The 24095-nt window shown below is 57.4% G+C and carries 15 protein-coding genes and 2 riboswitches; of the genes, 8 read left to right on the top strand and 7 right to left on the bottom strand.

Translation table 11 applies throughout. The features are described from left to right. Positions 1 to 2 precede the first annotated feature (2 nt). From JQR86_RS10760 to JQR86_RS10750, 3 genes are read right to left on the bottom strand one after another with little or no spacing between them, the layout of a single operon-like run. The gene (locus JQR86_RS10760; protein WP_434153558.1) at positions 3 to 1016 is read right to left on the bottom strand and encodes a sirohydrochlorin chelatase; all 1014 of its coding nucleotides are present in this window, start codon (positions 1014 to 1016) and stop codon (positions 3 to 5) included. Continuing rightward, the gene (locus JQR86_RS10755; protein WP_434153557.1) at positions 1016 to 1702 is read right to left on the bottom strand and encodes a CbtA family protein; all 687 of its coding nucleotides are present in this window, start codon (positions 1700 to 1702) and stop codon (positions 1016 to 1018) included. The genes JQR86_RS10760 and JQR86_RS10755 overlap by 1 nt, the downstream gene beginning before the upstream one ends. Positions 1703 to 1711: 9 nt before the next feature. After that, a complete protein-coding gene (locus tag JQR86_RS10750) occupies positions 1712 to 1897 on the bottom strand; it encodes a CbtB domain-containing protein (protein WP_019365051.1) in 186 nt (61 codons plus the stop codon). 96 nt (positions 1898 to 1993) lie between these two features. Next, a riboswitch (cobalamin riboswitch) is annotated at positions 1994 to 2209 on the bottom strand. 58 nt (positions 2210 to 2267) lie between these two features. Beyond that, positions 2268 to 2457: riboswitch (cobalamin riboswitch) on the top strand. 123 nt (positions 2458 to 2580) lie between these two features. Here JQR86_RS10750 and cobW point away from each other — a divergent pair. The 5 genes from cobW (at position 2581) to JQR86_RS10725 (ending at position 10519) form a co-directional block, all read left to right on the top strand. Further along, the gene (cobW, locus tag JQR86_RS10745; RefSeq protein WP_019365050.1) at positions 2581 to 3633 is read left to right on the top strand and encodes a cobalamin biosynthesis protein CobW; all 1053 of its coding nucleotides are present in this window, start codon (positions 2581 to 2583) and stop codon (positions 3631 to 3633) included. Between the two features lie 4 nt (positions 3634 to 3637). Then, entirely contained in the window at positions 3638 to 7387 is a 3750-nt protein-coding gene (gene cobN / locus JQR86_RS10740; protein ID WP_434153556.1) for a cobaltochelatase subunit CobN, read from the top strand. A gap of 42 nt (positions 7388 to 7429) precedes the next feature. After that, on the top strand, positions 7430 to 8440 hold the full coding sequence (locus JQR86_RS10735; RefSeq protein ID WP_434153555.1) for an ATP-binding protein: 1011 nt from the start codon (positions 7430 to 7432) through the stop codon (positions 8438 to 8440). Further along, positions 8422 to 9126, top strand: a complete 705-nt coding sequence (locus JQR86_RS10730; protein WP_434153554.1) for a VWA domain-containing protein — start codon at positions 8422 to 8424, stop codon at positions 9124 to 9126. Before JQR86_RS10735 ends, JQR86_RS10730 begins: the two co-directional genes overlap by 19 nt. 73 nt (positions 9127 to 9199) lie before the next feature. After that, positions 9200 to 10519, top strand: a complete 1320-nt coding sequence (locus tag JQR86_RS10725; RefSeq protein ID WP_010798057.1) for a DEAD/DEAH box helicase — start codon at positions 9200 to 9202, stop codon at positions 10517 to 10519. 43 nt (positions 10520 to 10562) lie between these two features. Here JQR86_RS10725 and JQR86_RS10720 read toward each other — a convergent pair whose 3' ends face one another. From JQR86_RS10720 to JQR86_RS10705, 4 genes are all read right to left on the bottom strand, one after another. After that, positions 10563 to 12386, bottom strand: coding sequence for a sensor domain-containing phosphodiesterase (locus JQR86_RS10720; protein ID WP_150347553.1), 1824 nt, complete (start codon positions 12384 to 12386; stop codon positions 10563 to 10565). Between the two features lie 214 nt (positions 12387 to 12600). Then, the gene (gene egtD, locus JQR86_RS10715) at positions 12601 to 13560 is read right to left on the bottom strand and encodes an L-histidine N(alpha)-methyltransferase (RefSeq protein WP_434153553.1); all 960 of its coding nucleotides are present in this window, start codon (positions 13558 to 13560) and stop codon (positions 12601 to 12603) included. Positions 13561 to 13562: 2 nt separating this feature from the next. Beyond that, on the bottom strand, positions 13563 to 14846 hold the full coding sequence (gene egtB / locus JQR86_RS10710; protein ID WP_434154888.1) for an ergothioneine biosynthesis protein EgtB: 1284 nt from the start codon (positions 14844 to 14846) through the stop codon (positions 13563 to 13565). 198 nt (positions 14847 to 15044) lie between these two features. Then, entirely contained in the window at positions 15045 to 16262 is a 1218-nt protein-coding gene (locus JQR86_RS10705; protein WP_434153552.1) for a maltoporin, read from the bottom strand. 202 nt (positions 16263 to 16464) lie between these two features. On the opposite strand from JQR86_RS10705, the gene JQR86_RS10700 reads away from it, so the two are divergent. From JQR86_RS10700 to JQR86_RS10690, 3 genes are all read left to right on the top strand, one after another. After that, positions 16465 to 17958 carry an MFS transporter gene (locus JQR86_RS10700; RefSeq protein WP_434153551.1) on the top strand — a complete coding sequence of 498 codons (1494 nt, stop codon included), beginning with the start codon at positions 16465 to 16467 and terminating at the stop codon, positions 17956 to 17958. Positions 17959 to 18074: 116 nt separating this feature from the next. After that, positions 18075 to 22445: a DEAD/DEAH box helicase gene (locus JQR86_RS10695; RefSeq protein ID WP_434153550.1), complete on the top strand. Its 4371-nt coding sequence runs from the start codon at positions 18075 to 18077 to the stop codon at positions 22443 to 22445. Positions 22446 to 22582: 137 nt separating this feature from the next. Further along, positions 22583 to 24091 (top strand): methyl-accepting chemotaxis protein, encoded by a 1509-nt coding sequence (locus JQR86_RS10690; RefSeq protein WP_434153549.1) that lies wholly within the window; start codon positions 22583 to 22585, stop codon positions 24089 to 24091. Positions 24092 to 24095: the final 4 nt, after the last annotated feature.

The following is a 24095-nucleotide window of genomic DNA, read 5'->3' as shown; positions in this document are numbered from 1 at the left end:
AATCAATCCGCCGGGGTCAGTTTCTGAACACCTTTGAGCGGCGCTGCCTGGGCAGGTGACAGAGCATGATCATGACTGTGGCCATGTTCATGACCATGATGGTGATGATGGTGGTGGTCATGATCGGCATCGGTGCCAATACCGCGCACATGGTGGTGGTGTCCGAACTGGGGAGCACCGACACGGTCTTCGAAGCCGATGATCTGCTCGCGGTAATGGCAAAGCTGGCAGTTCATGTTGCCAGTGCCTTCCTCGGTTTCATGGAGTTTGTCCACCAACGCCTCGATGACCAAGGGATGGTCGTTGAGATAACCGGCCTTGACAACCCGTACCTCGGGATGCGCCTCGGCATAGGCATCTACGTCTGCATAGATGCGATCGATCAGGCGTCCTGTGAAAAGGAAGTAGGGGAATACGATGACATTGCGGTAGCCCAGGCGATGCACGACAGGCAGCGCGTCGGCTACTAGCGGCTTGGTTACGCCGGAATAGCAGGTCTCGGCCCAGGCGAAGCCCATGCCTTCCCACAGGAAGCGCGTGATCTTGGTGATGTTGGAGTTGGCGTCAGCATCGGACGCGCCTCGCCCGACAACGACCAGAAGGGTTTCATCGCGACGGTAATCATCGCCAAACTGCGCTTCGGCCGCCTCGATACGATCGCGTGCAGCGCGCATCATCTTGGCGTTGACGCCCAGTTCCACTCCGTAGGTGATCTTGACTTCCGGGTTCGCGGCCATGAACTCGTTGAGTTCGCTGGGAATATCATTCTTGGCATGGCCGGCGGCCATCAGCATGCCAGGAATGGCGGTAATGTTACGAGCACCTTCTGCGATCAGCTTGTTAAGGCCTTCAGCAATGGTCGGGCGGGCGAATTCGAGAAAGCCTGTGGTGCACAGACGATCTGGAAAGCGGCTCTTGAGGTGTTCGGCGAGGCGGAAGAACTCTTCGACGCCCGGCCTGCTGCGAGTGCCATGCCCCACGACGAGAATGGCGGGTGCGCTGTTACTTAAAGTCATCAGGTGTTCTCAGCTGTATCACGGGTGTAGAACCAGGCGCTCAGCCAGCCCAGCACAATCCAGAAAACGGCATTGGAAACAAGTGCTGCCAACTGGAAATGTTGCTGCAGGGATTCAGGGGCCAGGCTTGCCTGTTCGGCAGGTTGTGGTGCGCCAATTATATGGGGCAGCGCCAAAAGGGCCAATGCGGCCAGACGCAACACCCTATGGCGGGTGAAAAATAGCAGGGCCAGGGCGCAGGCTGTGGCAGCCGCGGTGCCGATCCACCAGCCTTGCCGTGCGGTCAGTTCAGCCGCTGCGGTGCCGGGCAGTTCCGGTGGCAGCCCCAGGGAGGGCGCAAGACAAAAGGTCAGATAGCCGGTAGCGCCCCAAAGAAAGCCATGCCAGGCGTGGCGCGGGGCTCGTAGCGTAAACAGGCCTGCCAATATCAGGCTGAATCCAACCGCAACGACCAGGTTGCCGCCGAGTGTCGAAAGCGTTCGTTGCCAGCCGTCTTCAGGCGCCCAGGCCTCGTCGTCATGGTGGTGAGCAGGCGTGTCAGCGGCATGCGCGTGCGCTTCACCCGCTACCTCATAGGTTTCGGCTTCCAGGATAAGCGGCGTGATCCAAAGACCCTGCAGCACGCTCAGGAGCAGTGCCGCCAGTAGTCCGGCAAAGCTGGCTGTAAAGGCAATCCGTTTGTACATGTCACAGCCTCAATGGCAGGGGAAGCCTTCACTATGACGGGTGTCATGAGCGCCATTATGAAGGGCGTCGATGTGTGAGAAGCCGGCTAGAAAGACCAGGCCTGCTCCCAACACGCACGCCAGGGCGGCGGCAGTCAGGCGTTGAGTCAGGGTGCCGGATGCCGTAGGCACATGAGACAGGGATTGGCTATTCATGGATTCCCTCCTAGGAGTGTGGCGAGGATGAGGGAACGCACGAAGGCGCGGTCGCTTGCGCGCCACGCCATTCAGCTGCGCCCGCCCACCGCGGGTTGCTCAATCGTCAATCAGGCCGGTCTCCGGACTTGTGAAGGGGGTGGAGCAAGGGGCTCCAACGCCTGCAAGATCGGCCTTCCCATGCTCTACAGCCGAGCACAGTGGATATCGATCTACACTCACGTACCGTTGCGGGGGCAGTGCCGGACTTGAACCGGCTTCCCGTTTCACCGCCACGAACCGCGTGGCGACACCTGAAATCAGGCGCAAGCAGACCACGAACACGGGCGAAGCGTCAACTTCATCGATTGACACTCCAGAGTGTCGCTCGTAGCCTTTGCGCCTTCAGGGTGCTTTGGCACATGACCAAAGCTAAGAGGGAATGCGGTGCGAGACCGCAGCTGCCCCCGCAACTGTAAACGGTTGTTTAATCGATGCTTTTCAGGAAGCCACTGCTCTTGGGCGGGAAGGCGAGAAGCGTTGCCGTGAGCCAGGAGACCTGCCTTGAACACATTTCAGAATGCGGCTGCACGTGTGAGCCGTATTCTTTCCGACAACCGGGCGGGGTGATCCGGTGTGGCGTCTGGACTGCGTATGAGCGCGTCTTCGTCATGCCTGCCTGTCCCTTTTTCATAAGGCAGCTCATGAAAACCTTGGCCAAGATTCCTGTCACAATCATTACCGGCTTTCTCGGCGCCGGCAAAACCACATTGCTGCGCCATATTCTGGAAAATGCCCAAGGGCGGCGCATCGCCGTCATTGTGAATGAATTCGGTGAGCTGGGTATCGACGGTGAAATCCTGAAGCAGTGCAGCATCGGATGTACCGAAGAAGAAGCCGCAGGCCGGGTATTCGAGCTGGCTAACGGCTGTCTGTGCTGTACCGTGCAGGAAGAGTTCTTTCCGGTGATGCGCGACCTGGTGGCCCGACGTGCCGATATCGACCACATCCTGATCGAGACGTCTGGCCTGGCGCTGCCCAAGCCGCTCGTACAAGCCTTCCAGTGGCCGGAAATCCGTAATGCATGCACCGTGGATGCCGTTGTCACCGTGGTGGATAGCCCGGCGGTTGCCCTGGGTACGTTTGCGGCCTATCCCGAAAAAGTCGATGCCCAGCGTCAGCTGGACCCCAACCTGGATCACGAGTCCCCACTGCATGAGCTGTTCGAGGATCAACTGGCAAGCGCCGATCTGGTCATCCTGAACAAGGTCGACCAGATGCCTCAAATGGCCCTGGCGGCCGTGCGTAGCCAGATCGAGAGCGAATTGCCAGCGTCCGTGAAAATCATCGAAGCGAGCAATGGGCAGCTGCCGTTGTCTGTCCTGCTGGGGCTGAATGCCGAGGCCGAGCTGCATATCGACGCGCGAAAGACGCATCACGACCATGAGCCTCATGAGGAGCATGATCATGACGAATTCGACTCGTTTGCGGTCGATCTGCCAGAGGTAGAGGAGAGTGTCTTGCTGGACGCATTGACCGGGCTGGTGCAGCGCCACGGCATCCTGCGTATCAAGGGCTTCGTCGCCATCAAGGCCAAGCCGATGCGCCTGCTGGTGCAAGGGGTAGGTACCCGCTTCGACAAGCACTTCGATCGTGCCTGGAAGGCGGATGAGGTTCGGCAGACACGTCTGGTCGTGATTGGCCAGGATCTGGATCAGGCTGCCATCAGCGCTGAACTCCGCAGCGTACTGGCTTAATACGATGCATCTCCTCAGGACTCAGCCCGGCGGCTTTACTCCCGACGACGGAATCGCTCATCTTGCACAGACCCCGGGCGACCTGGTGATCCTGTGCAGTGCCGATTCTCATCTAGCGCTGCTGGCCGAAGCGGCGCGCGGGCTGCCTGAGGACTTTCCAAGCCTGCGCCTGGCCAACCCCATGCAGCTGATGAATCACGCCTCGGTTGATCTGTATGTCGATGAGGTGCTTCAGCATGCCAAGGTCATCATTGTCTCGTTGCTGGGCGGGGCGGCGTACTGGCGCTACGGTGTAGATCAATTGGCCCAGCTGGCCGCACAAGGTGCCAGGCTGATTCTTGTACCCGGAGATGACAAACCCGATCCTGAGCTAATGGCGTTGGGTAACTCTTCCGTTGAGGATGCCGAGCGGATCTGGCAGTACCTGCGACAGGGCGGCATGGATAATGCCCGCATGCTGTATCGCTTCATCGGCCAGCGATGGTTTGGACGTGAGACGATGTGGGTCGAGCCTCAGCCGCTACCGCGTGTTGCGGTGTATGCGCCAGAGCGTGATAAAGATAAGGCGCTGGGCTCGTGGCAGCAGCGTTGGCAGGAGAATGGGCCGGTAGCAGCCCTGTTGTTCTACCGCAGTCATCTACAAGCGGCCAATACAGGGTTCATCGATACGTTCTGCGAAGCATTGATAGCTCAAGGGATTAATCCGTTACCTGTTGCCGTAGCCAGTCTCAAGGAGCCGGAGTGCCTTGCTGAGGTCGAGGCACTGCTGGAGGCGACAGAGACCGAGCTGATCATCAATACGACAGGTTTTGCCCAGTCCAACCCGGATTCCCCTCATCTCCGCCCGTTTCGTCGCGATGTGCCGGTACTGCAGGCTATTTGTGCCCAGGATAACGAACCGGGATGGCGGGAGAACGCCCAAGGGCTTGGTCCACGCGACCTGGCGATGCACATTGCCTTACCGGAACTGGATGGGCGGATCATCACGCGCCCCGTCAGTTTTAAGGGCCTGGCCTGGCGAGATGAGCGCAGCCAGAGCGATGTGGTGTGTTATCAGCCCGTTCATGAGCGAATGGCGTTTGTGGCTGAACTGGCTCGGCGCTGGATCATGTTGGCTCGATTGCCAAATAGTGAAAAGCGTACCGCCTTGATCCTGGCCAATTACCCGACCCGGGACGGCCGGATTGGTAATGGTGTAGGGCTGGATACGCCTGCCGCTGCACTCAATATTCTCAAAGCGCTGGAGACCGAAGGGTATCCGGTCGAAGGCCTGCCCGAGAGCGGAACGGCCCTGGTCCACTCTCTACTGGGCGGCGTGACGAATGATCTGGGAAGCCTGGATCTACGGCCATGCCATCAAAGCCTGGGGTTGGAGGACTACCTGCGCTTTTTCGCCGAATTGCCGCAGGTGAACCAGGACGCGGTGCGGGAACGCTGGGGCGATCCCGAGCAGGACCCCATGTTTCGCTGCGGCCGCATGATGGTTGCCGGGCTGCGGTTCGGACTGACGTTTGTAGGTATCCAGCCGGCGCGGGGCTATCACCTTGATCCCGGTGCGGTTTACCACGATCCGGACCTTGTGCCGCCGCATGGGTATCTGGCGTTCTATTTTTGGCTGAGGCACGTCTATCGCGCCCATGCGCTGGTGCATGTCGGCAAGCATGGCAACCTTGAGTGGCTTCCAGGGAAGGGTGTTGGTCTGTCTGAAACCTGTTGGCCAGATGCCGTGCTTGGCCCAACGCCCAACATTTATCCTTTCATTGTCAATGATCCGGGCGAAGGGGCGCAGGCCAAGCGTCGTACCCAGGCGGTTATCATCGATCATCTGATGCCTCCGCTGACGCGCGCCGAGAGCTATGGGCCTTTGCGCGATCTTGAGCGGCTTGCCGATGAGTTCTATGAAGCGCAACTGCTTGATCCGCGTCGCGCCCGCGAGCTGCAAGGCGATATCGCACAGCTGTTACGCCGCTCCAGTCTGGACCAGGAGCTGAAACTTTCGGATACCGAAGCACCCGAAGACTGGTTACCCAAGGTAGACGCCTACCTGTGCGAGCTGAAGGAATCGCAAATACGCGACGGGCTCCATATCTTTGGTGAGTCTCCGCAGGAGCGCCTGCGGCTTGATACCCTGCTGGCGTTGGTTCGTATTCCCCGCGGTAACGGGCAGGGCGGTAATGCCAGCCTGCTTCAGGCATTGGCTAAAGACCTGAGCCTGAATATTGATCCCCTTGATGCTGCGTTGGGAGAGCCCTGGCCTGGGCCGCACCCTGAAGCGTTACGGGCAGTCAGTACGGAGCCTTGGCGTATCGCCGGTGACACGCGTGAGCGCCTGGAATTACTAGCCGGTCGACTGATTGAGCAGGCACTGGGCGGTGAGTTGAATGAGGCGCAGTGGCCCTATGCGGGGCTGGTGCTGGCCCAGCTCAAAAGCCATATAGCACCGCTTCTTGACGCCTGCGGTCCGGCGGAGATCGAGGGCATTACCAGCGCACTGGCAGGACGGTTCGTCCCGGCAGGTGCCAGCGGAGCACCCAGTCGAGGCCGTCTGGATGTGTTGCCTACGGGCCGCAATTTCTATTCGGTAGACGTCCGCAACCTGCCAACCCAAACGGCATGGCGAATCGGTTGGCAATCAGCCAACTTCTTGCTGGAGCGTCATTTGCAGGATCATGGCGATTACCTGCGGCAATTGGGGCTGTCCGTTTGGGGAACCGCTACCATGCGAACAGGTGGCGACGATATCGCCCAGGCCATGGCATTGCTGGGCGTGCGCCCCGTCTGGCAGGCGGGTAGCCAGCGTGTCAGTGATTTCGAGATCCTGCCTTTGACAATCCTGGACCGGCCGCGTGTAGACGTCACGTTGCGGGTTTCGGGTTTTTTCCGTGATGCCTTCGCCAACCTGATTAGGCTATTTGATGCCGCGGTGCAGGCGGTGGCCGCGCTGGACGAGCCGGACGATATGAATCCATTGGCCGCCCGGGTCCGTGAGGAGCAACGTGTCCTCGAAGCGAAGGGGCTGGCGACTGACGAGGCGCGGCGCCAAGCTGGCTGGCGGGTATTTGGTTCCAAGCCCGGCGCCTATGGGGCGGGTCTGCAAGGCCCGATCGATGAGCGTCAGTGGCAATCTCGCGATGATCTGGCGGAGGTATACCTTAATTGGGGCGGCTACGCCTATGGCGCAGATGACCCAGGCACGCCTGCACGGGAGCGCTTCGTCGAGCGGCTCGGCCATTTACAGGCTGTGCTGCACAACCAGGATAACCGTGAGCACGATCTACTGGATTCGGACGACTATTATCAGTTTCAGGGTGGCATGCTAGCCGCTGCGGAGACATTGCAGGGTGAAGCGGTAGCGTCCTATCACGGCGACCACAGCCAGCCGGAGTCGCCCCGCATCCGTACCCTCAAGGAAGAACTCAACCGCGTTATTCGCTCCCGGGCTGCCAATCCCAAATGGATCGATGGTGTGAAGCGGCATGGATATAAAGGCGCCTTTGAACTGGCGGCCACGGTGGATTATCTATTTGCCTTCGATGCCACGACAGCATTGATCGATGACCATCAGTATGCACTGTTGGCCGATGCCTATGTGCTCGATCCGGCCACCCGCGAATTCATCCAGCAACACAATCCTGATGCCTTGCGAGAAATGACCGAGCGATTGCTGGAGGCCCAGCAACGCGGGCTCTGGCAGGAGCCTGGGCATTATCGGGAAGCGCTGGAAAACATTCTGATGGACAGCGAGGAAAGCTAAGTAGATGTTTTCTCATAATACCAGCCCATTAATGAGCCCTCTATGACTGATACTCCGCAATTTCCTTTGGCTGCCATTGTAGGAGCTGACTCCTTGAAGTTGGCGCTTTGCCTCAATGCGATTGATCCGGGTATCGGTGGGGTATTGATCGAAGGTCCGCGCGGTATGGCGAAGTCCACCCTGGCACGCGGCGTGGCCGCCCTGATGCCGGGTGGTTCATTCGTGACCTTGCCATTGGGGGCCAGCGAAGAGCGTATTACCGGCACACTCGACCTGAACGCCGCCCTGGGTGAAAAGCGCGCTGCATTTTCACCTGGCGTGTTGGCCAAGGCGGATGGCGGAGTGTTGTATGTGGATGAGGTCAATCTGCTGCCGGATCATCTGGTTGACCTGTTGTTGGACGTAGCCGCCAGTGGTGTAAACACCGTGGAGCGCGACGGGATTTCCCATCGGCATCCGGCGCGCTTTGTACTGATTGGCACCATGAACCCCGAGGAGGGGGAGTTACGCCCCCAATTACTAGATCGGTTTGGTTTCAATGTGGTGCTGAATGCCCATCCTGCGCCAGCGGAGCGAGCCGAGATCATGCGCCGCCGTCTGGCGTTCGACCTTGATCCGCCCGGTTTTATTGCCAGTTGGGCCGGAAGCCAGGCGGACCTTGTCGAGCGCTGCCAGGCTGCACGTAGCCGGCTGGCAGGGGTCGCACTGGATGATCTGTCGCTGTCGCGTATTGCCGAGCGCTGTTTTGCAGCGGCAGTGGATGGCATGCGTGCGGACCTGGTATGGCTAAGGGCAGCACGCGCCCATGCGGCTTGGCGCGGCAGTGAAATGATTACTGAAGATGATATCGATGCGGTGGAAGAGTTCGCGTTGCGTCATCGTCGACGACAGCAACCCCCTTCGGAGTTACCGCTACCGCCATCTTCTGATCGTCCCGTCTCCGAACCCTCTTCAAGCCATTCGAAGAGTGAAGGGCAATGGGGTGAGCTACCGCCTCAGGCGACGGCGATTGGAGAAAAGCGCTCAGGTGAGAGTTGGCCAAAAAAGCGCTGAGCATTCGCCCGCGTGTAACCCAAGTGGCGGATGCTCGACCTTTACCGGGGAAGGCCAGTAGCGGCCGGCACGGTGCTTCTCGCACAGGTGAGGCAGGGGCAGTTGCCTGGGTACCCACCTTACTGAGGGAGCTTCCTCGACGTGAGGCTGACCTGATACGCCAGCCTCGCTCTCAGTCGCCACGAGAGCATTGGTTGTTCATTGTCGATGCCTCGGCGTCCATGCGACGTCATGGCGCCCTGGTTCAAGCCAAGGGCATATTGCTGGGTTTTCTCGAGCAGGCTTACCGCGCGCGGGCAAGCGTAGCGGTGCTAGGGGCAACAGGTGTACAGCCGCACTGGCTTGCCCAGGCTCGTCGAGCCAGTCAACAGGTTCCGGGTTGGCTTGAAGACCTGGGTGCAGGGGGCGGTACTCCCTTGCTTGAATCCCTGAAGCACGCACATGAGTGGCTAAAGCAACACCAACGTCGTCTCGGCAATGAGCCGGTAAGTATCGTTGTGATGACCGATGGCCGTGTACGCGCCTGGACCTCATTGCCTCGTCTTGATGCGTCTGTCCTTGTCATCGATACCGAGCGTGCTCCGGTTCGCGTTGGACGTGCGCGTCAGCTGGCAGCTGATCTACAAGCCGTCTACTGCCACGTCGATGAGCTACCCATTGGGAAGCTGAAACATCCGCTGCGCTAAATAAGGCAGCGATTTTGTTGCGTAACCGGTAGGCTATACAGCAGAACTACGATTTTCTTTGAGGTATGCGTCCTTGTTTTCCGATTTCGACCTGCACGAGCGTCTGCTCAAGGCACTGGACACGCTGAAATTCAAAAAGCCCACGCCGGTTCAGGAGGCCGCCATCGGCCCGGCACTGGATGGGCGAGACCTGCGTGTGACTGCCCGTACCGGCAGTGGCAAGACGGCTGCCTTTGTCCTGCCGATTTTGCATCGTCTGTTGTCCGAGCCCAAACCCCAAGTGGGTGCTCGGGTGTTGATATTGCTGCCTACCCGCGAGCTGGCCCAGCAGACGCTCAAGGAAGTCGAGCGGTTTGCCCAGTTCACGTTTTTAAAGGCCGGACTCATTACCGGAGGTGAGGGGTTCAAGGAGCAGGCCGCGGCGATGCGCAAGAATCCCGAGATTCTTATCGGAACGCCCGGACGGCTGATCGAGCATCTGAATGGCGGTAGCCTTGAGTTGGACGATGTCGATTTTCTCGTCCTGGACGAAGCCGACCGGATGCTTGACATGGGCTTCTCTGAAGATGTGCTTAAACTGGCCGACGCGTGCACTTCAGAGTCCCGACAAACGTTGCTGTTCTCGGCTACCAGCGGCGGTAGCTCCCTGCGTACTGTCATAGAACATGTCCTGCGTGAGCCGGAAGTGCTCATGCTTGATCGCACCGGGGAACTCAACGAGGCGGTCACCCAGCAGATCATCACTGCCGATGACGTGGCTCACAAGGAGCGCCTGCTGCAATGGTTGCTGGCCCACGAGACCTATCGCAAGGCCATTGTCTTTACCAATACCCGTGTACAGGCCGACCGCCTAGGTGGCGTGTTGACCGCCAGCAACATCAAGGTTTTCGTTCTGCATGGCGAAAAGGACCAGAAAGACCGCAAGCTGGCGATGGAGCGCTTGAAGCAGGGCGCCGTGTCCGTGCTGGTTGCTACGGATGTAGCGGCCCGTGGCCTGGATGTAGAAGGCATGGATCTGGTCATTAACTTTGATATGCCGCGCAGCGGGGATGAGTATGTCCACCGTATTGGCCGTACCGGACGTGCCGGCGAGGCGGGCATGGCAATTTCGTTGATCTGCCATACCGACTGGAACCTGATGTCCAGCATCGAACGCTACCTGAAACTGCGTTTCGAGCGGCGCGTGGTGCAACCGCTTAAAGGTACCTATCAAGGGCCGAAGAAGCTCAAGGCGTCTGGCAAGGCTGCCAGCACCAAGAAGAAAAAGACCGACACCAAGAAGCCAGTGACGAAAGCCAAGACATCGCCACGGCCCAAGCGTCCCAGCGCTTCCAAGGTGGTCAGCCAGGATGGCATGGCACCTCTGCGGCGTAAGAAGACGGACGCGGAATAAACGAATTGGCCCTGTTGATTACAGGGCCAATTTCGTATCAGAGCTAGTTCGTTGCGTAAGACGAGGAGAAAGGCGAGCCGCCCTGGCCAGAGGTCTGAGGCGTTACGGGTCGCCTGAGCCAGTGCTCAAGCTCAAGCGCACCCATGGGTTTGGCAATGTGGTAGCCCTGACCTTCATCGCATCCTAGCGCCAGCACGGTGTCCAGAATCTCGGGTGTTTCCACGCCTTCCGCGGTGACTTCGTATCCCAGGCCGTGTGCCAGTTCCACCATGGTGCGAACGATGAGTGCGTCCTTGTCGTCGCCTGGCAGGCAGCGAATGAAACTCTGATCGATCTTGATGTAATCCGTTGGTATCTGGCGGAGATAGATCAGGTTGTTGTATCCCGTTCCAAAGTCATCGATTGAGATAGAGGCTCCTAGATGCCGAAGCGCATCCAACTGGATGCGAGCGTTCTCAAAATTGCACATGAGCGAATTTTCCGTCACCTCGAACTCCACGCAGGAGGGCGGTACGCCATGTTTGGCCATTTTTTCCGCTACCCGCTCGGCAAAATCTGGATCGTCCAGGTCGTGGGACGAAATGTTGATCGACACATTGAAACAATGGCCGTCTGCTTTCCAAAGCGCATACTGGCTCAAGACAGCATCGATGACCCAGTAACTGATAGAGCGAATCAGGGCCGTTTTCTCAGCCAGTGCTATGAATTCGGTAGGCCCGATGGCGCCCAGCTTTGGGTGAGCCCAGCGCAACAGGGCTTCCACGCAGCGGCAGGCACCCGACTTGAGGTCTACACGAGGCTGATAAAACAGGGAGAGCTGACCTTCGCTGTGCAGGGCGACCGGCAGGCTGCTCAACAGGGCAAAGGCCCGTTGCTGAGCAAGATCGTGGGCGGAGTCGTAATAACGGCTCCCCATTCTACGTTCGCGGGCTATATCGGCCGTCGAGATGAGCGCCCTCAGCCAATCACGGGTGTCGCCGGGCTTGAGCTTGAGAATCCCAAGACCGGGACGGGTTTCAATCGGGATGCCGTTGTAGTCGATAAGCCCCGTCATGCCGCGCTCGATGCAATCGAGTACTTCCTTGCCTTGCAGATCGGTCATGCCGTGGACCAAAAATGCAAAGCGGGCCGTACCGATGGAGTACAACCGTATCCCCGAAGGCATCAGGGAAAGCAGTCGCTCCTTGATGGACTGGAGCAGTCCTTCGTAGTGGTCCTGGCCCAGCGCATTAAGCAGGCCATTGAGATAGAACGGGTCGAACACGTCCATGGAGACAGCCAGCAGCTCTTCGGAGCTGCGCAGCATCGATTCGGCATCTTCCAGCAGACGGCTGCGGTTAGGCAGTTGGGTAATAGGGTCTACGTAGCTGAGTGAACGCAGCGTCTCGATGCGCTCCATCAGCATATCGCGTAATTTACTGAGGAGTCGTACCTGGGCACCACTGAGCTCAGACCGTGGGTTGGTATCTATCAGGCATAAGGTGCCTAAGGCCAAGCCTTCGTGGGTCCGTAACGGGATGCCGGCATAGAAGCGTATGCCAGGGTTACCGGTTACCAGTGGATTATCCTTGAACCGTGGGTCGGTCTGGGCATCACGCACCTGCATGATGTTTTCATCCAGGATGGCATGAGAGCAAAACGAGATATCCCGAGGCGTTTCCTGCGCGTCGAGTCCGCGGATAGACTTGAACCATTGTCGATGCTCATCCACCAGCGAAACGATGGCGATAGGCACGTCGAAGAGTTCGGTAGCAATTTCGGCTATGTGGTCAAATGCGGGGTCAGCTGGGCTGTCCAGCAAGTTTGAACTGCGCAAAGCAGCCAAGCGCTCTGTTTCATTAGGCGGAAGGGCAGCGCCATTACTCATAAGCTAAATCCTGCAGACATGTCTGCTAAATAACACACCCATACTTTCGCATGAGCGCTCTACAGCTCATTTCCACTAAACAGTTAATAATCGCAACGGTTTAGTACAACTATAGGAATAGCTTAGCCTTGGCATCTGCGCCAGAGTGGCGCATCGGCATCATGAGTACCCTAACGGTCAGCCCTTAACGACGCGGCTGACCGCTGCTTGGGCGCTATCGTCCCAGATAGTACACGCTAAAGAGGGCCGCGGGATCTTTCCATACGGCTATTGGGGAAAAGCCAGCTTCCCGGCTCAAGGTTTCAAATCCTTTCAAACTGTATTTATAAGAGTTTTCGGTGTGCAGCGTTTCGCCCTGACGAAACATGAAGCGCTGGTCTTCGACACGAATCGTCTGGGCGCGGCGGCTAACCAAGTGCATTTCAATACGAGACTGCGGTTCGTTATAAAAGGCGTAATGGCTGAAGCGCGAAGGATCAAGGTCGGTATCCATCTCGCGACGGATACGCTCCAGCAGATTGAGGTTGAACGCCGCGGTAATGCCCTCGGCATCGTTATAGGCCGCCTCCAGGCGGGCCTTGCTTTTGATCAGATCCACACCGATCAACAGCCCGCTACCCGGTGGCAGCAATCGATGGAGGTTACGCAGAAAGGCACATGCCTGGGTTGGCGTGAAGTTGCCGATGCTCGAACCGGGAAAAAAGGCCAGCACGGGCGCTTTTCCCAGCGTTTGGGGAAGCTTCATCGGCTGTGTGAAATCCGTGCACAGCGCACTTACGTCCAGCCAGGGATAGTCGGCGGCCAGGCGGTGCGTGCTGGACAGAAGAAAGTCTCGGGAAATGTCCACACCCAGGTAGCTTTGAGGACGCAGGGCTTCCAGCAGGAGCCGAATCTTGCGGCTGGCACCACTGCCCAGTTCCATGAGCGTCATGCCGGAGCCTGCAATAGCAGCGATATCGCCAGCCGCTTCGGTCAGGATGCGCTCTTCAGTACGAGTCGGGTAGTACTCTGGCGTACCGGTAATGGCTTCGAACAGTTCGGAGCCGCGCTGATCATAGAAGTACTTGGGCGGAATGGCCTTGGGTTCGGCTGCCAAACCATTCAGGACATCTTCACGTAGGGAGTCGCTGGCGACGTCCGGTTGTTGATCGTAGAAGCGAACCGCTAGAGCCATGATCAGATCTCCTTGGCAAGGCGAAGGCCGGCAAATTGCCAACGCATGGCTGGGTAGAAGAAGTTACGGTAGGTCGCGCGAATATGATCGGTAGGGGTGGCGCAACAGCCGCCCCGCAAGACCATCTGCCCGGACATGAATTTGCCGTTGTACTCGCCCAGACTGCCATCCAGCGGCTTGAAGCCGGGGTAGGGGCGATAGGCGCTGCCAGTCCATTCCCAAACGTCTCCAAACAGCTGGCAGGGTTGATCGGGCGTGTGAGTCCTACAGGCCACAGGCGAAAGATGGTCCTGCTCGACAAAGTTGCCTGTACGCGAAAGACCGGCAGCGGCTACTTCCCATTCGGCTTCGGTTGGCAGGCGGGCGCCGGCCCAGCTGGCGTATGCGTCCGCCTCGTAAAAGCTCAGGTGACAGACGGGTGCCTGCTCATCGACAGGTTGCAGGCCGCCCAAGCCCATGGCGTACCAGCGGCCGTCTACGTTCTCCCAGTAGAGGGGTGCTTGCCAGCCGGCCTGCCGCACTTGGCTGAAGCCATCGGACAGCCAGAGATCACTGCGGCTATAGCCCTGATCTTCGATAAAGGCCATGTACTCACCGTTGGTGACCAGGCGACTCGCCAACTGAAACTCATCGACAAAGACGCGGTGGCGTGGTGTCTCGCAATCAAAGGCAAAACCGTCACCGCTATGGCCTATGTGGCGTACGCCAGCCGGGTATGAATGCCATGTCAGCGGAGTGGGATCAGCGTGTGTGGCTGGCTTGAGGTCGTGCCGATACACCGGATGGAGAGGGTTCTGGGCCAGGATATGCTTGATGTCCATAAGTAGCAGCTCCTGATGTTGCTGCTCATGGTGTAGCCCGAGTTCTGTCCGACGGGCGATTTCTTCAGCATGCTGTTCCGGCAGATGGTTTAGCAGTTCGAGCATGGCCTGATCGACCCATTGGCGAAAGCCATAGACCTCTGCAACGGTTGGACGGGAGATCAGCCCGCGCTTGGCTCGTGGGAATGGGGTGCCATGGGTTTCGTAATAGGAGTTGAACAGGTAATCGTAAGCGGGATCCAGCGTCTTGTAGCCCGGCAGGAAGGGCTTGAGAATGAACGCTTCGAAAAACCAGGTCACGTGGGCCAGATGCCATTTGGGCGGACTGACGTCTGGCATGCTTTGAATCAGGTAGTCTTCGGTCTGAAGGGGAGCACAAAGCTTTTCAGTAGCGGATCGAACCTGTGTAAAGCGTTCGATGAGGCAGCCAGGGGTGTCGAGAGCGAAGGCATCCACAGTGTTCATCTCGCGGGCGAGATGGCTCATGGCATTATCTCCAGGTCGTTCCGACAGATGCCGGAGGTGGGCTTCGTAGAACGGACCCGGAGATAAACTTAAAGTTCTTTCTAGAATAGAGCCGACTAAGATCGATTGCTTCTGGATGGTCGAAGGCTTATAGCCGTATCGGGGCTAATGCCAGAATACGGCTATAACGCTACCGCTTTACCACCAGGTTTCCAATTGCACGCCGAAGTTTGAACCGTGACGCTGAGAGCCGAATGCCCCTGAATCAGACAGTGCAGTGTCTTGCGCTGCGCTTAGCTGAGCGGCACGGTTCCACTGCGCATAAGTCCAGTAGAATCGGATTTCGGGACGATCCATCAGGCCCATCCCGCCTAACGCAAGGGTGGGAGCCACGGTGAACTTGGTCAATTTGCGTGTGCCGCCTTCTTCAGGGTCGATCTGATCATGGCCTGCTTCTACCAACAGCTTGAAATGCTCGCTGAATGCATAGGACGGACGGACACCAAAGGAGTACCAGGTCTGGCCAGCGTTGTTAGGCGCGCGGTCACGCTGTACCAATGCCAGCAGCATTCCGCCAAAACGCGGGGTAATCTGCCAGCGGGGCGATTCAAGGACCCTTATGCTCTTTACATCCTTGTCGGCTTGTACGTTACCGGTCTGGCCAAGCCCGATGCCGGGACCTTCGCCATATTGAACCGTAAACCGGTTTTCGCCGCCAAAGAAATTCACCTGCTTATGTTCGGCCGAGATGGACCAACCGCTGTGCGAGTCTTCAACATGTCCGGCTTTCTGAATGTAGCTCAGGCCAATTTCAATCTCGGCGTCCTTGTTGGCCTTGATGCCGCCCAGGTTGATGTCGTGTCGGTTGGTCTTGTGCTTCTGTTCGATATTGTCTTCTCGGGAGAAGGCATAGCTCAGGCGTAGTCCTGTGTCGCCCAGGCCATAGTCCTCGATACCCGCGCCTGTGCCGCTTGGGTTCCAGTAGTAGAAGTCATTGATGTGAATGTCGTGACGCTTGTAGTAGCGGCGACCGAACCAGAGGCCACCGCCGTTCAGTTCGGGCAACGCCAGACTGGTCCAGATTTGCGGCAAGCGGACATTGCCATTGTCGCCGCTAAACGTGGGCGACTGGTCATAGACATTGTAAAGGCTTGCCATGCCGTGCAATTTCCAGAGCGTCCCGTCAGCGCCCTTGTACAGTTCCTGGTGACCCTCTAGCTCCCAGTAGGTCTCGCACTCGTTACCCAAGCGGTATTTGGCAGGTGCCCCCGGAAGCTGAAAGCAGGACTGCTTACCGCCTGCATCAGCACCCCCTATACCAACACGTCCGTACCCATCAAATTCGAATGCCTGCCCTGTGAGCGGAAAGATGCAGGCTAAAAAAGCCGCAGAGGTGCCGCGAATCATTGTTTTCATTAGTTATTTTCTCTATCCCGATAGCGCAATAGTTCTTTTTTTAAAAAAAGCTTTTCTCGGACTCGCTGTTTCTCGACGAGTTGCGTAGCGCCTCGCTGAACTAGTTTTGTATGACCTAGCTCTCAATTTGTAGACGAGCTGTACAAAAGTGCCAGTCGCATCGCTGTGCGGCCCCTTTATAAAAATAGTGAGGACAAGAAATATGGCGGCCTCAGATGTTTCCGCTGTCCAAGAGACGGATTCCCTTTCTGGCAAAAAACTGCACGAGCACATTTACGAAACCAACCTTCCGGCCCGGCTCGACCGCCTGCCCTGGGGGCGCTTTCATACCCTGTTGGTCATGGCCTTGGGTATTACCTGGATCCTCGATGGTCTTGAAGTCACGCTGGCGGGTTCGGTAGCCGGCGCCTTGAAGGCGAGTCCCGCGCTTCAGTTGACCAATGCTGATGTTGGATTGGCAGGTGGCGTTTACATCGCCGGTGCAGTTCTGGGTGCGTTATTTTTTGGCTGGCTGACGGACCGGCTAGGGCGTCGCAAGCTCTTTTTCATCACACTGTTTCTCTATGTAGGTGCAACGTTTCTGACGGCGTTTTCCTGGAACCTGTGGAGCTTTCTGCTGTTCCGCTTCCTGACAGGCGCAGGCATTGGAGGCGAGTACACGGCCATCAATTCCACCATTCAGGAATTCACGCCAGCGCGTTATCGCGGCTGGGTTGACCTGACGATCAACGGCTCGTTCTGGGTGGGTGCAGCCCTGGGTGCCATGGGCTCCATTGTGTTTCTGGACCCCGAACTGCTTCCAGGCGACCTGGGGTGGAGAATGTGCTTTGGCATTGGAGCGGCGCTCGGGTTGATCATTCTATTCATGCGCATGTGGATACCCGAAAGCCCGCGCTGGCTCATGATTCATAATGAGCCGGAAGAGGCCAAGCGCATTGTCGATAACATCGAAAAACGCTTCGAAGCCGAAGGCTACAAGCTTGAGCCGGTCGATCCCAAATTCCATTTGCGCATGCGCGGTCGGGACCATACGCCACTCAAGGAGGTCTTTCAGAGCTTGTTTGTCGTGCATCGCCAACGCGCATTGGTAGGCATGACCCTACTGACAGCTCAGGCCTTTTTCTACAATGCAATCTTCTTTACCTATGCGTTGGTACTGACGGATTTCTATGATGTACCCTCAGAAAATGTCGGCTGGTATGTACTGCCATTTGCGCTCGGTAATTTCTGTGGTCCACTGCTCCTGGGGCGACTGTTCGACGTGGTTGGTCGCCGGATCATGATCAGCTCTACCTACGCTATTTCGGGTGTCCTGCTCATCATCACAGGCTATATGTTCCAGCAGGGTATGTTGGATGCAACGACTCAGACGATTGCCTGGATGGTTATCTTCTTCTTTGCCTCAGCCGCAGCCAGCTCGGCTTATCTGACCGTTGCTGAAACGTTCCCGTTGGAAATCCGCGCCTTGGCGATTGCAGTGTTCTACGCCTTTGGTACGGGGCTTGGTGGAATTATTGGCCCAACCCTGTTTGGTCAGCTGATTGAGAGTGGTAGCCGAGTCAACGTCTTCTATGGCTACGCCATTGGCGCTAGCCTCATGATTGCAGCAGGGATAGTGCAGTCGATCTGGGGCGTGGCAGCCGAACGCAAGTCACTCGAGTCAGTCGCGCGACCGCTGTCGCTGGCAGACAATTGAGTCAGAAGGCTTGATGCAATCGTCTGTTACTAAGCCGGGCGAAGCGGAGAAATCCACTCGTCCGGCTTCGTTTATACCGCCTTGTCTGTTATCGAAGTCGCTCCCATAGTGCGGTCATGACTTATCCTTTACGTCCCGCTTCCAGCCAAGAGGCTCTGGCAGGTTTTCATCCTGCCGTGCAGTCCTGGTTCTCGCGTACCTTCGCCTACCCAACCCAAGCCCAGCAGCATGCCTGGCCTGCCATCAGGGCAGGACAGTCGACGTTGGTCGCAGCGCCTACCGGCTCTGGCAAGACCCTGACAGCCTTTATGGCAGCAATCGATGAACTGGTACGCCTGGGTGTTGAACACAACGGTGCCTTGCCGGATGAGACCTGGGTTGTTTACGTTTCACCGCTCAAGGCGTTATCGAACGATATTCGAATCAATCTGGAAAAGCCGCTCGCAGGTATCACGGCTGAGCTTGAACAGTGTGGTTTGCCGCCTGTAGCGATCCGAACGGCCGTCAGAACAGGCGATACACCGCAGCGCGAGCGTAATGCCATGCGTAAACGGCCGCCACACATCCTGGTGACGACGCCAGAGTCGCTTTATGTATTGCTGGGTTCAGACTCTGGACGCGTACTGCTACGGACGGTGCGCAGCGTCATTGTGGATGAGATTCATGTCATCGCCGACGGAAAGCGGGGTAGTCATCTGAGTCTTTCTCTTGCGCGCCTGGAGGCCTTATGCGAGCGGTCACTGGTGCGTATTGGATTGTCGGCTACACAAAAGCCCATCGGCGCCGTCGCGCGCTTTCTGGTGGGGTGCGGTAGAACAGGGCAGGAAAGACCTTGTGCGGTCGTTGATATCGGCCATGATCGTGTTCGGGATCTTGCTCTTGAAGTACCGCCCGCTCCGCTGCAGTCTGTGATGTCCAATGAATCGTGGGAAGGGCTTTATGATCGTCTGGCTGAGCAGGCTGAGGCCCATCGAACGACGCTGATTTTCGTCAATACGCGCCGTATGGCCGAGCGCATGGCCAGGCATCTGACGGACCGGCTCGGCAGTCGGGCAGTGGCCGCCCACCATGGCAGTCTGGCCAAGGAGCAGCGCCTCGATGCCGAACAGCGCCTCAAGCGTGGCGAACTCAAGGTGCTTGTAGCAACCGCATCGCTGGAATTGGGCATCGATATTGGTGAGGTTGATCTGGTCTGCCAGATCGGGTCACCTCGCTCTATTGCCGCTTTTCTTCAGCGTGTAGGCCGCTCGGGTCACCATGTTGAAGGGATTCCGAAAGGGCGACTGTTCCCAACGTCTCGGGATGATCTGATCGAATGTGCAGCGCTGCTTGATTGCATCCGACGTGGCGAAATGGATACGTTGGTTATTCCTAGGCAGCCGCTGGATGTGCTGGCACAACAGGTCGTAGCGGAAACCGCATGCCGTGAGTGGGACGAGGACGCCTTGTTTACGCTGGTCCGATGTGCCGAGCCCTATGCGGCACTGTCACGAACTGACTTCAACGCGGTAGTGACGATGCTGTGTGAAGGCTATAGCCATCGGCGAGGTGTTCGGACCGCCTATGTGCACCGCGACGCCGTGAACGGGCTCTTGCGCGGTCGTCGTGGTGGCAAGATGACTGCGGTCATGAGCGGTGGGACCATTCCTGAAACCGGCGATTATTCTGTCGTGCTGGAGCCGCAGGGGCATGGGATCGGGACGGTCAATGAGGACTTCGCGGTCGAGAGCCTGGTTGGCGATATCTTTCAGCTAGGCAATACGTCCTATCGAATTCTCAAGATCGAAAGTGGACGTGTCCGCGTTGAGGATGCACAGGGTCAGCCGCCCAATATTCCATTCTGGCACGGCGAAGCACCTGGGAGAACAGATGAGCTCTCACACGGTGTTTCGCGCTTGCGTCATGAGCTGGAGCTACGCTTATCCGATACGGCGTCGGTCATCGAATGGCTGAAAGTGGAAAAAGAGCTTCCAGCGGCGGCGGCTGAGCAGATCGTCGATTATCTGGGACGTGCTCGACAGATGCTGGGTGCGTTACCGACCCGGCAGACGCTGGTAATGGAACGGTTTTTCGATGAGGCAGGCGGCATGCAGCTTGTCATCCATTCGATTTATGGAAGCCGTGTCAACCGAGCCTGGGGACTGGCGCTGCGCAAGCGATTCTGCCGCCGTTTCAATGTGGAGCTGCAAGCGGCGGCGACAGAAGATGCCCTGATCCTTTCGCTCTCTACGAGCCATAGTTTTCCGCTGGAAGAGGTGTGGCGTTACCTGCACTCAACAAGTGCGGAGCACATTCTTATACAGGCGCTGCTTGAGGCACCGCTTTTTGGCATTCGCTGGCGCTGGAATGCCACCACCGCGTTGGCCTTGCCGCGGTTCACGGCAGGTCGGAAGGTCGCGACTCAGGTCCAGCGGATGCGCAGCGATGATCTGCTGGCAACCGTTTTTCCCGATCAGGTGGCTTGTCTGGAAAACATTGTTGGCGAGCGTGAGGTTCCCGAGCATCCGCTGGTCAAGCAGACCCTGCATGACTGCCTACAGGTATCCATGAATAGCCGCGCCTGGCTGGAGCTGCTCGGGAATATCGAGGCGGGTACGGTCGCGACAAAGGTTTGCGATCTGCCTGCACCGTCACCCCTTGCAGCCGAAATTCTTACCGCACGTCCCTATGCCTTTCTGGACGATGCTCCTTTAGAGGAGCGCAGAACGCTGGCTGTGATGAATCGGCGTTGGTTGGATTCCGCGACTGGCGATGACCTGGGTGCGCTCGATGCCGAGGCGATTGACTCAGTACGGGAGCAGGCCTGGCCGCAGGCACGTGATGCCGATGAGCTGCACGAAGCGCTCACAGGACTGGTGTGCATGACTGAAAAAGAGATGTCTGCGCAAAACAGCTGGAAACCGTTTCTGGCCAAGTTACTCAAGGCAGGGCGGGTATGCCGTGTTGTTACGCCGCATCAGGTCTTTTGGGCCCCGGTTGAGCGTGTACGCCTTTTGGAACTGGTTTATCCGGGAATGACACGTGATCCTGATGGCTCACTGCCTGTCGAACTTGATGAGATATGCACTCGGGAAGAGGCGCTGGTAGAGCTCATACGTGCCCGGCTGACAGGCTTTGGTCCGCTGACGTTAACAACGCTGAGCCAGCACATGGGGCTTTCAGCCTCAGAGCTCATGGTGGCACTTGCTGCACTGGAGCGGGAAGGTTATGTCTTGCGGGGGCGTTTCACGCCTGTCGCTGCTGAAGAGGAATGGTGTGAGCGTCATCTGCTGGCTCGCATTCACCGCTATACCGTCAACCGGCTACGTCGTGAAATTGAGCCGGTGAGTTGTACGGATTTCATGCAGTTCCTGTTTGACTGGCAGCACGTCACACCTGAGATCCAGGCCAGAGGGATCGAAGCCTTGTCAGCGGTACTGACCCAGCTGGAAGGGTATCAGGTGGCTGCTGCAGGCTGGGAAAGTGAGATATTACCTGCGCGCCTGCCGGATTATGGCTTTCATTGGCTGGATGATCTGTGTCGTAGCGGGCGTATGGTGTGGATGCGCCTGGATCCCGTAAGCAAAGCTGCTGGCGGACCTGTACGAGCTTCTCCCATTGTTTTATTGCCCAGACGCGACTTGGCTGTCTGGAATGCGCTGTCTGCTCATTCGGCCGAGCCGGAGCTTTCACCTAAGGCACAAAAGGTCATGGATGCCCTGTCCCGTCGCGGCGCGCTGTTTTTTGACGAACTGATGAGTGAAGCTCGTTTGTTGCGAACAGAGCTGGAAAATGCCCTGGGCGAGTTGGTCAATACAGGGATGGTCAACGCAGACAGCTTTGCCGGATTGAGGGCGTTATTACTGCCAGCCGCCAAGCGAGGCAGCCGTACCACGAGTCGTCGGGGCAGGGTGCCTCTGTATGGCGGGATGGACGATGCAGGCCGCTGGGCATTGATCCGGCGGCCTGCAGCAGAAGCCGTGCAGCAGGTATCCAAACCCCCACGCTGGGGTGATGACGTCATGGAGCACATTGCCTGGGTGTTGCTGAGGCGATATGGCGTCATCAGCTGGCACCTGCTGGCACGGGAGGCAGACGCCTTGCCGCCCTGGCGCGAACTGCTGCGCATCTATCACCGTCTCGAAGCGGGAGGAGACATACGCGGCGGGTGTTTCATAGCGGGTCTTTCCGGTGAGCAGTTCGCCTTGCCGGAAGCTGTTGCGCTACTACGCGCCGTGCGAACACGTGCCGCAACTGAATGCTATGTGCGTATTGCCGCCGTAGACCCACTCAATCTTGCCGGTACACTGCTACCTGGAGCCAAGGTTCCTGCGGTCATGGGGAATCGGCTGCTGTTCAGAAATGGCGTACCGATTGCGGCCTGGGTGGCCGGTAAGTTCAAGGCGTTGATCGCCTTAGAGCCAGAGGAAGAACAAAAGGCCCGGCTACTGCTGATTCGAGGTGACGCCTACCTTGCACAGACAGGCGTAAGCAGCGTTTATGAATAGTGTGCTCATTACTTTGCCATTTGTCGTGATTAGATAAGTTTAATCAGGCGCTTACTCAATAAATTCAGGTAGCAGGTCGATACCTCCTACGACACGACTGTGTCGACCCATTAAACAATTATTTCTTGGTAGAGGGCATGCCTGTGTCCGAGTCCGTTTACTCCCTAACTACCTACTACCGCAAGGCCGATAAGTTGATGTTGGCTGTGGTTTGGGTCATGTTCGTCTATTCGCTCTGCCTGACCTACTGGGAAGGAAGTCTTACGCAGGCCCTGCTTGTCGGTGGAGCACTGGCTGCTTTGCCCACAGTGCTTTATAGCGTTGTACCCGGCTCACGCCTGATGCGTTGCACCATAGCCGTTGTATTCATGGGTTTTGCTGCATTGCAGATCCACCTCTTGCGAGGCATGGAAGAAATGCACTTCGGCGTCTTTGTACTGTTGGCGTTTCTGGTGTATTACCGGGACTGGTTACCTATTCTCATAGCGGCGGGCGTTATCGCTGTTCATCATGTTGGATTTTATGCAATCCAAGCGTCAGGATGGGATCTGCATGTCATCCATCGTAGCGAAACATGGGGCGTTATTTTCCTGCATGCGTTTTATGTGGTGTTGGAAAGCGCCATTCTTATCTATCTGTCGCTTCATACCCGTAAGCAGGCGGTTGTCAGTGAATCCTTGTTACTGGCAGTAAACTATCTGACACGTCATGGTCAGGCGGTCGATCTGAGCTATCGCATTTCACTGAAAAATGAACTGACAGACCGGTTCAACGGATTTCTTGACTCGCTCGACCACACTGTTGGAAGTGTCGTTTCTAACAGCCAAGGGCTCTCTGTTGCCGGTGAGGGTATGGCTAAAGCCACTTCTCACATGCGTGAGGGCTCACGCATACAGCATGAGCAAATTACTAAGGTTTCATCTGCTATTGATCAGATGGGAGCCACAATCGGGGTAGCTGCTGAACAGGCTCAGCAGGCTGCTCAAGTAGCCGGTCAGGCGACTAAGCGTGCTTATAAAGGCAGTACCGATCTGAATGCCATGCAAAAGGAATTCAGCCTTCTGGCTGAGCATCTTGAGGGAACCGATGAGGAAATGCGTGCTTTGGCCGCTCACTCTCAACAGATCGGAAAAGTGCTGGAAGTCATCAAAGCGATTGCCGAGCAAACTAACCTTCTGGCGCTTAACGCAGCCATCGAGGCGGCCCGGGCTGGAGATCAGGGTCGAGGGTTTGCGGTGGTGGCAGATGAGGTGAGGGCATTGGCGCAGAAGACAGCGGCCTCGACCTCAGAGATCGAAAACATCATTGGCTCATTGCAGATGGGAAGCAAAAGTGCAGTAGAAGCCATGCAGGAAAGCCGAGAGCGCGCGGTTCGCTGCGCTAGCGATGTGCACAAGAGCGCTCAGTCCTTGCAATTGATCTCCGATGACATCCGTGCCATTAACGATATCAATGCGCAAGTAGCAGCTACCTCCTGTCATCAGGTTGAAGTCACTGGCGAGGTAAGTAAACACCTCTACTCTGTACGGACAATCACCGAAAAGAATGCTTTAGAAGCGGAAGGGCTTGAGCATGAAAGCCAGCGTTTGAAAAGCCTCTCAGAGCAGTTCCATCAATTGAGTAGTGTTTTCAAAACCAGCCTTTAACCTA

The organism is Pseudomonas sp. JZ134, from assembly GCF_051027695.1.
Lineage (GTDB): Bacteria > Pseudomonadota > Gammaproteobacteria > Pseudomonadales > Pseudomonadaceae > Chryseomonas > Chryseomonas luteola.
The sequence above is the reverse complement of the archived record's forward strand: the minus strand, read 5'-3'. Positions and strand labels throughout refer to the sequence as shown.

Bases quoted from the DNA above. Each gene is read 5' to 3' on its own strand.
- JQR86_RS10750 (WP_019365051.1), bottom strand. From the start codon at position 1,897: ATGAATAGCCAATCCCTGTCTCATGTGCCTACGGCATCCGGCACCCTG.
- JQR86_RS10735 (WP_434153555.1), top strand. From the start codon at position 7,430: ATGACTGATACTCCGCAATTTCCTTTGGCTGCCATTGTAGGAGCTGAC.
- JQR86_RS10755 (WP_434153557.1), bottom strand. From the start codon at position 1,702: ATGTACAAACGGATTGCCTTTACAGCCAGCTTTGCCGGACTACTGGCG.
- egtD (WP_434153553.1), bottom strand. From the start codon at position 13,560: ATGGCTCTAGCGGTTCGCTTCTACGATCAACAACCGGACGTCGCCAGC.
- JQR86_RS10760 (WP_434153558.1), bottom strand. From the start codon at position 1,016: ATGACTTTAAGTAACAGCGCACCCGCCATTCTCGTCGTGGGGCATGGC.
- cobN (WP_434153556.1), top strand. From the start codon at position 3,638: ATGCATCTCCTCAGGACTCAGCCCGGCGGCTTTACTCCCGACGACGGA.
- egtB (WP_434154888.1), bottom strand. From the start codon at position 14,846: ATGAACACTGTGGATGCCTTCGCTCTCGACACCCCTGGCTGCCTCATC.
- JQR86_RS10700 (WP_434153551.1), top strand. From the start codon at position 16,465: ATGGCGGCCTCAGATGTTTCCGCTGTCCAAGAGACGGATTCCCTTTCT.
- JQR86_RS10690 (WP_434153549.1), top strand. From the start codon at position 22,583: ATGCCTGTGTCCGAGTCCGTTTACTCCCTAACTACCTACTACCGCAAG.
- JQR86_RS10705 (WP_434153552.1), bottom strand. From the start codon at position 16,262: ATGAAAACAATGATTCGCGGCACCTCTGCGGCTTTTTTAGCCTGCATC.
- JQR86_RS10695 (WP_434153550.1), top strand. From the start codon at position 18,075: ATGACTTATCCTTTACGTCCCGCTTCCAGCCAAGAGGCTCTGGCAGGT.
- cobW (WP_019365050.1), top strand. From the start codon at position 2,581: ATGAAAACCTTGGCCAAGATTCCTGTCACAATCATTACCGGCTTTCTC.
- JQR86_RS10720 (WP_150347553.1), bottom strand. From the start codon at position 12,386: ATGAGTAATGGCGCTGCCCTTCCGCCTAATGAAACAGAGCGCTTGGCT.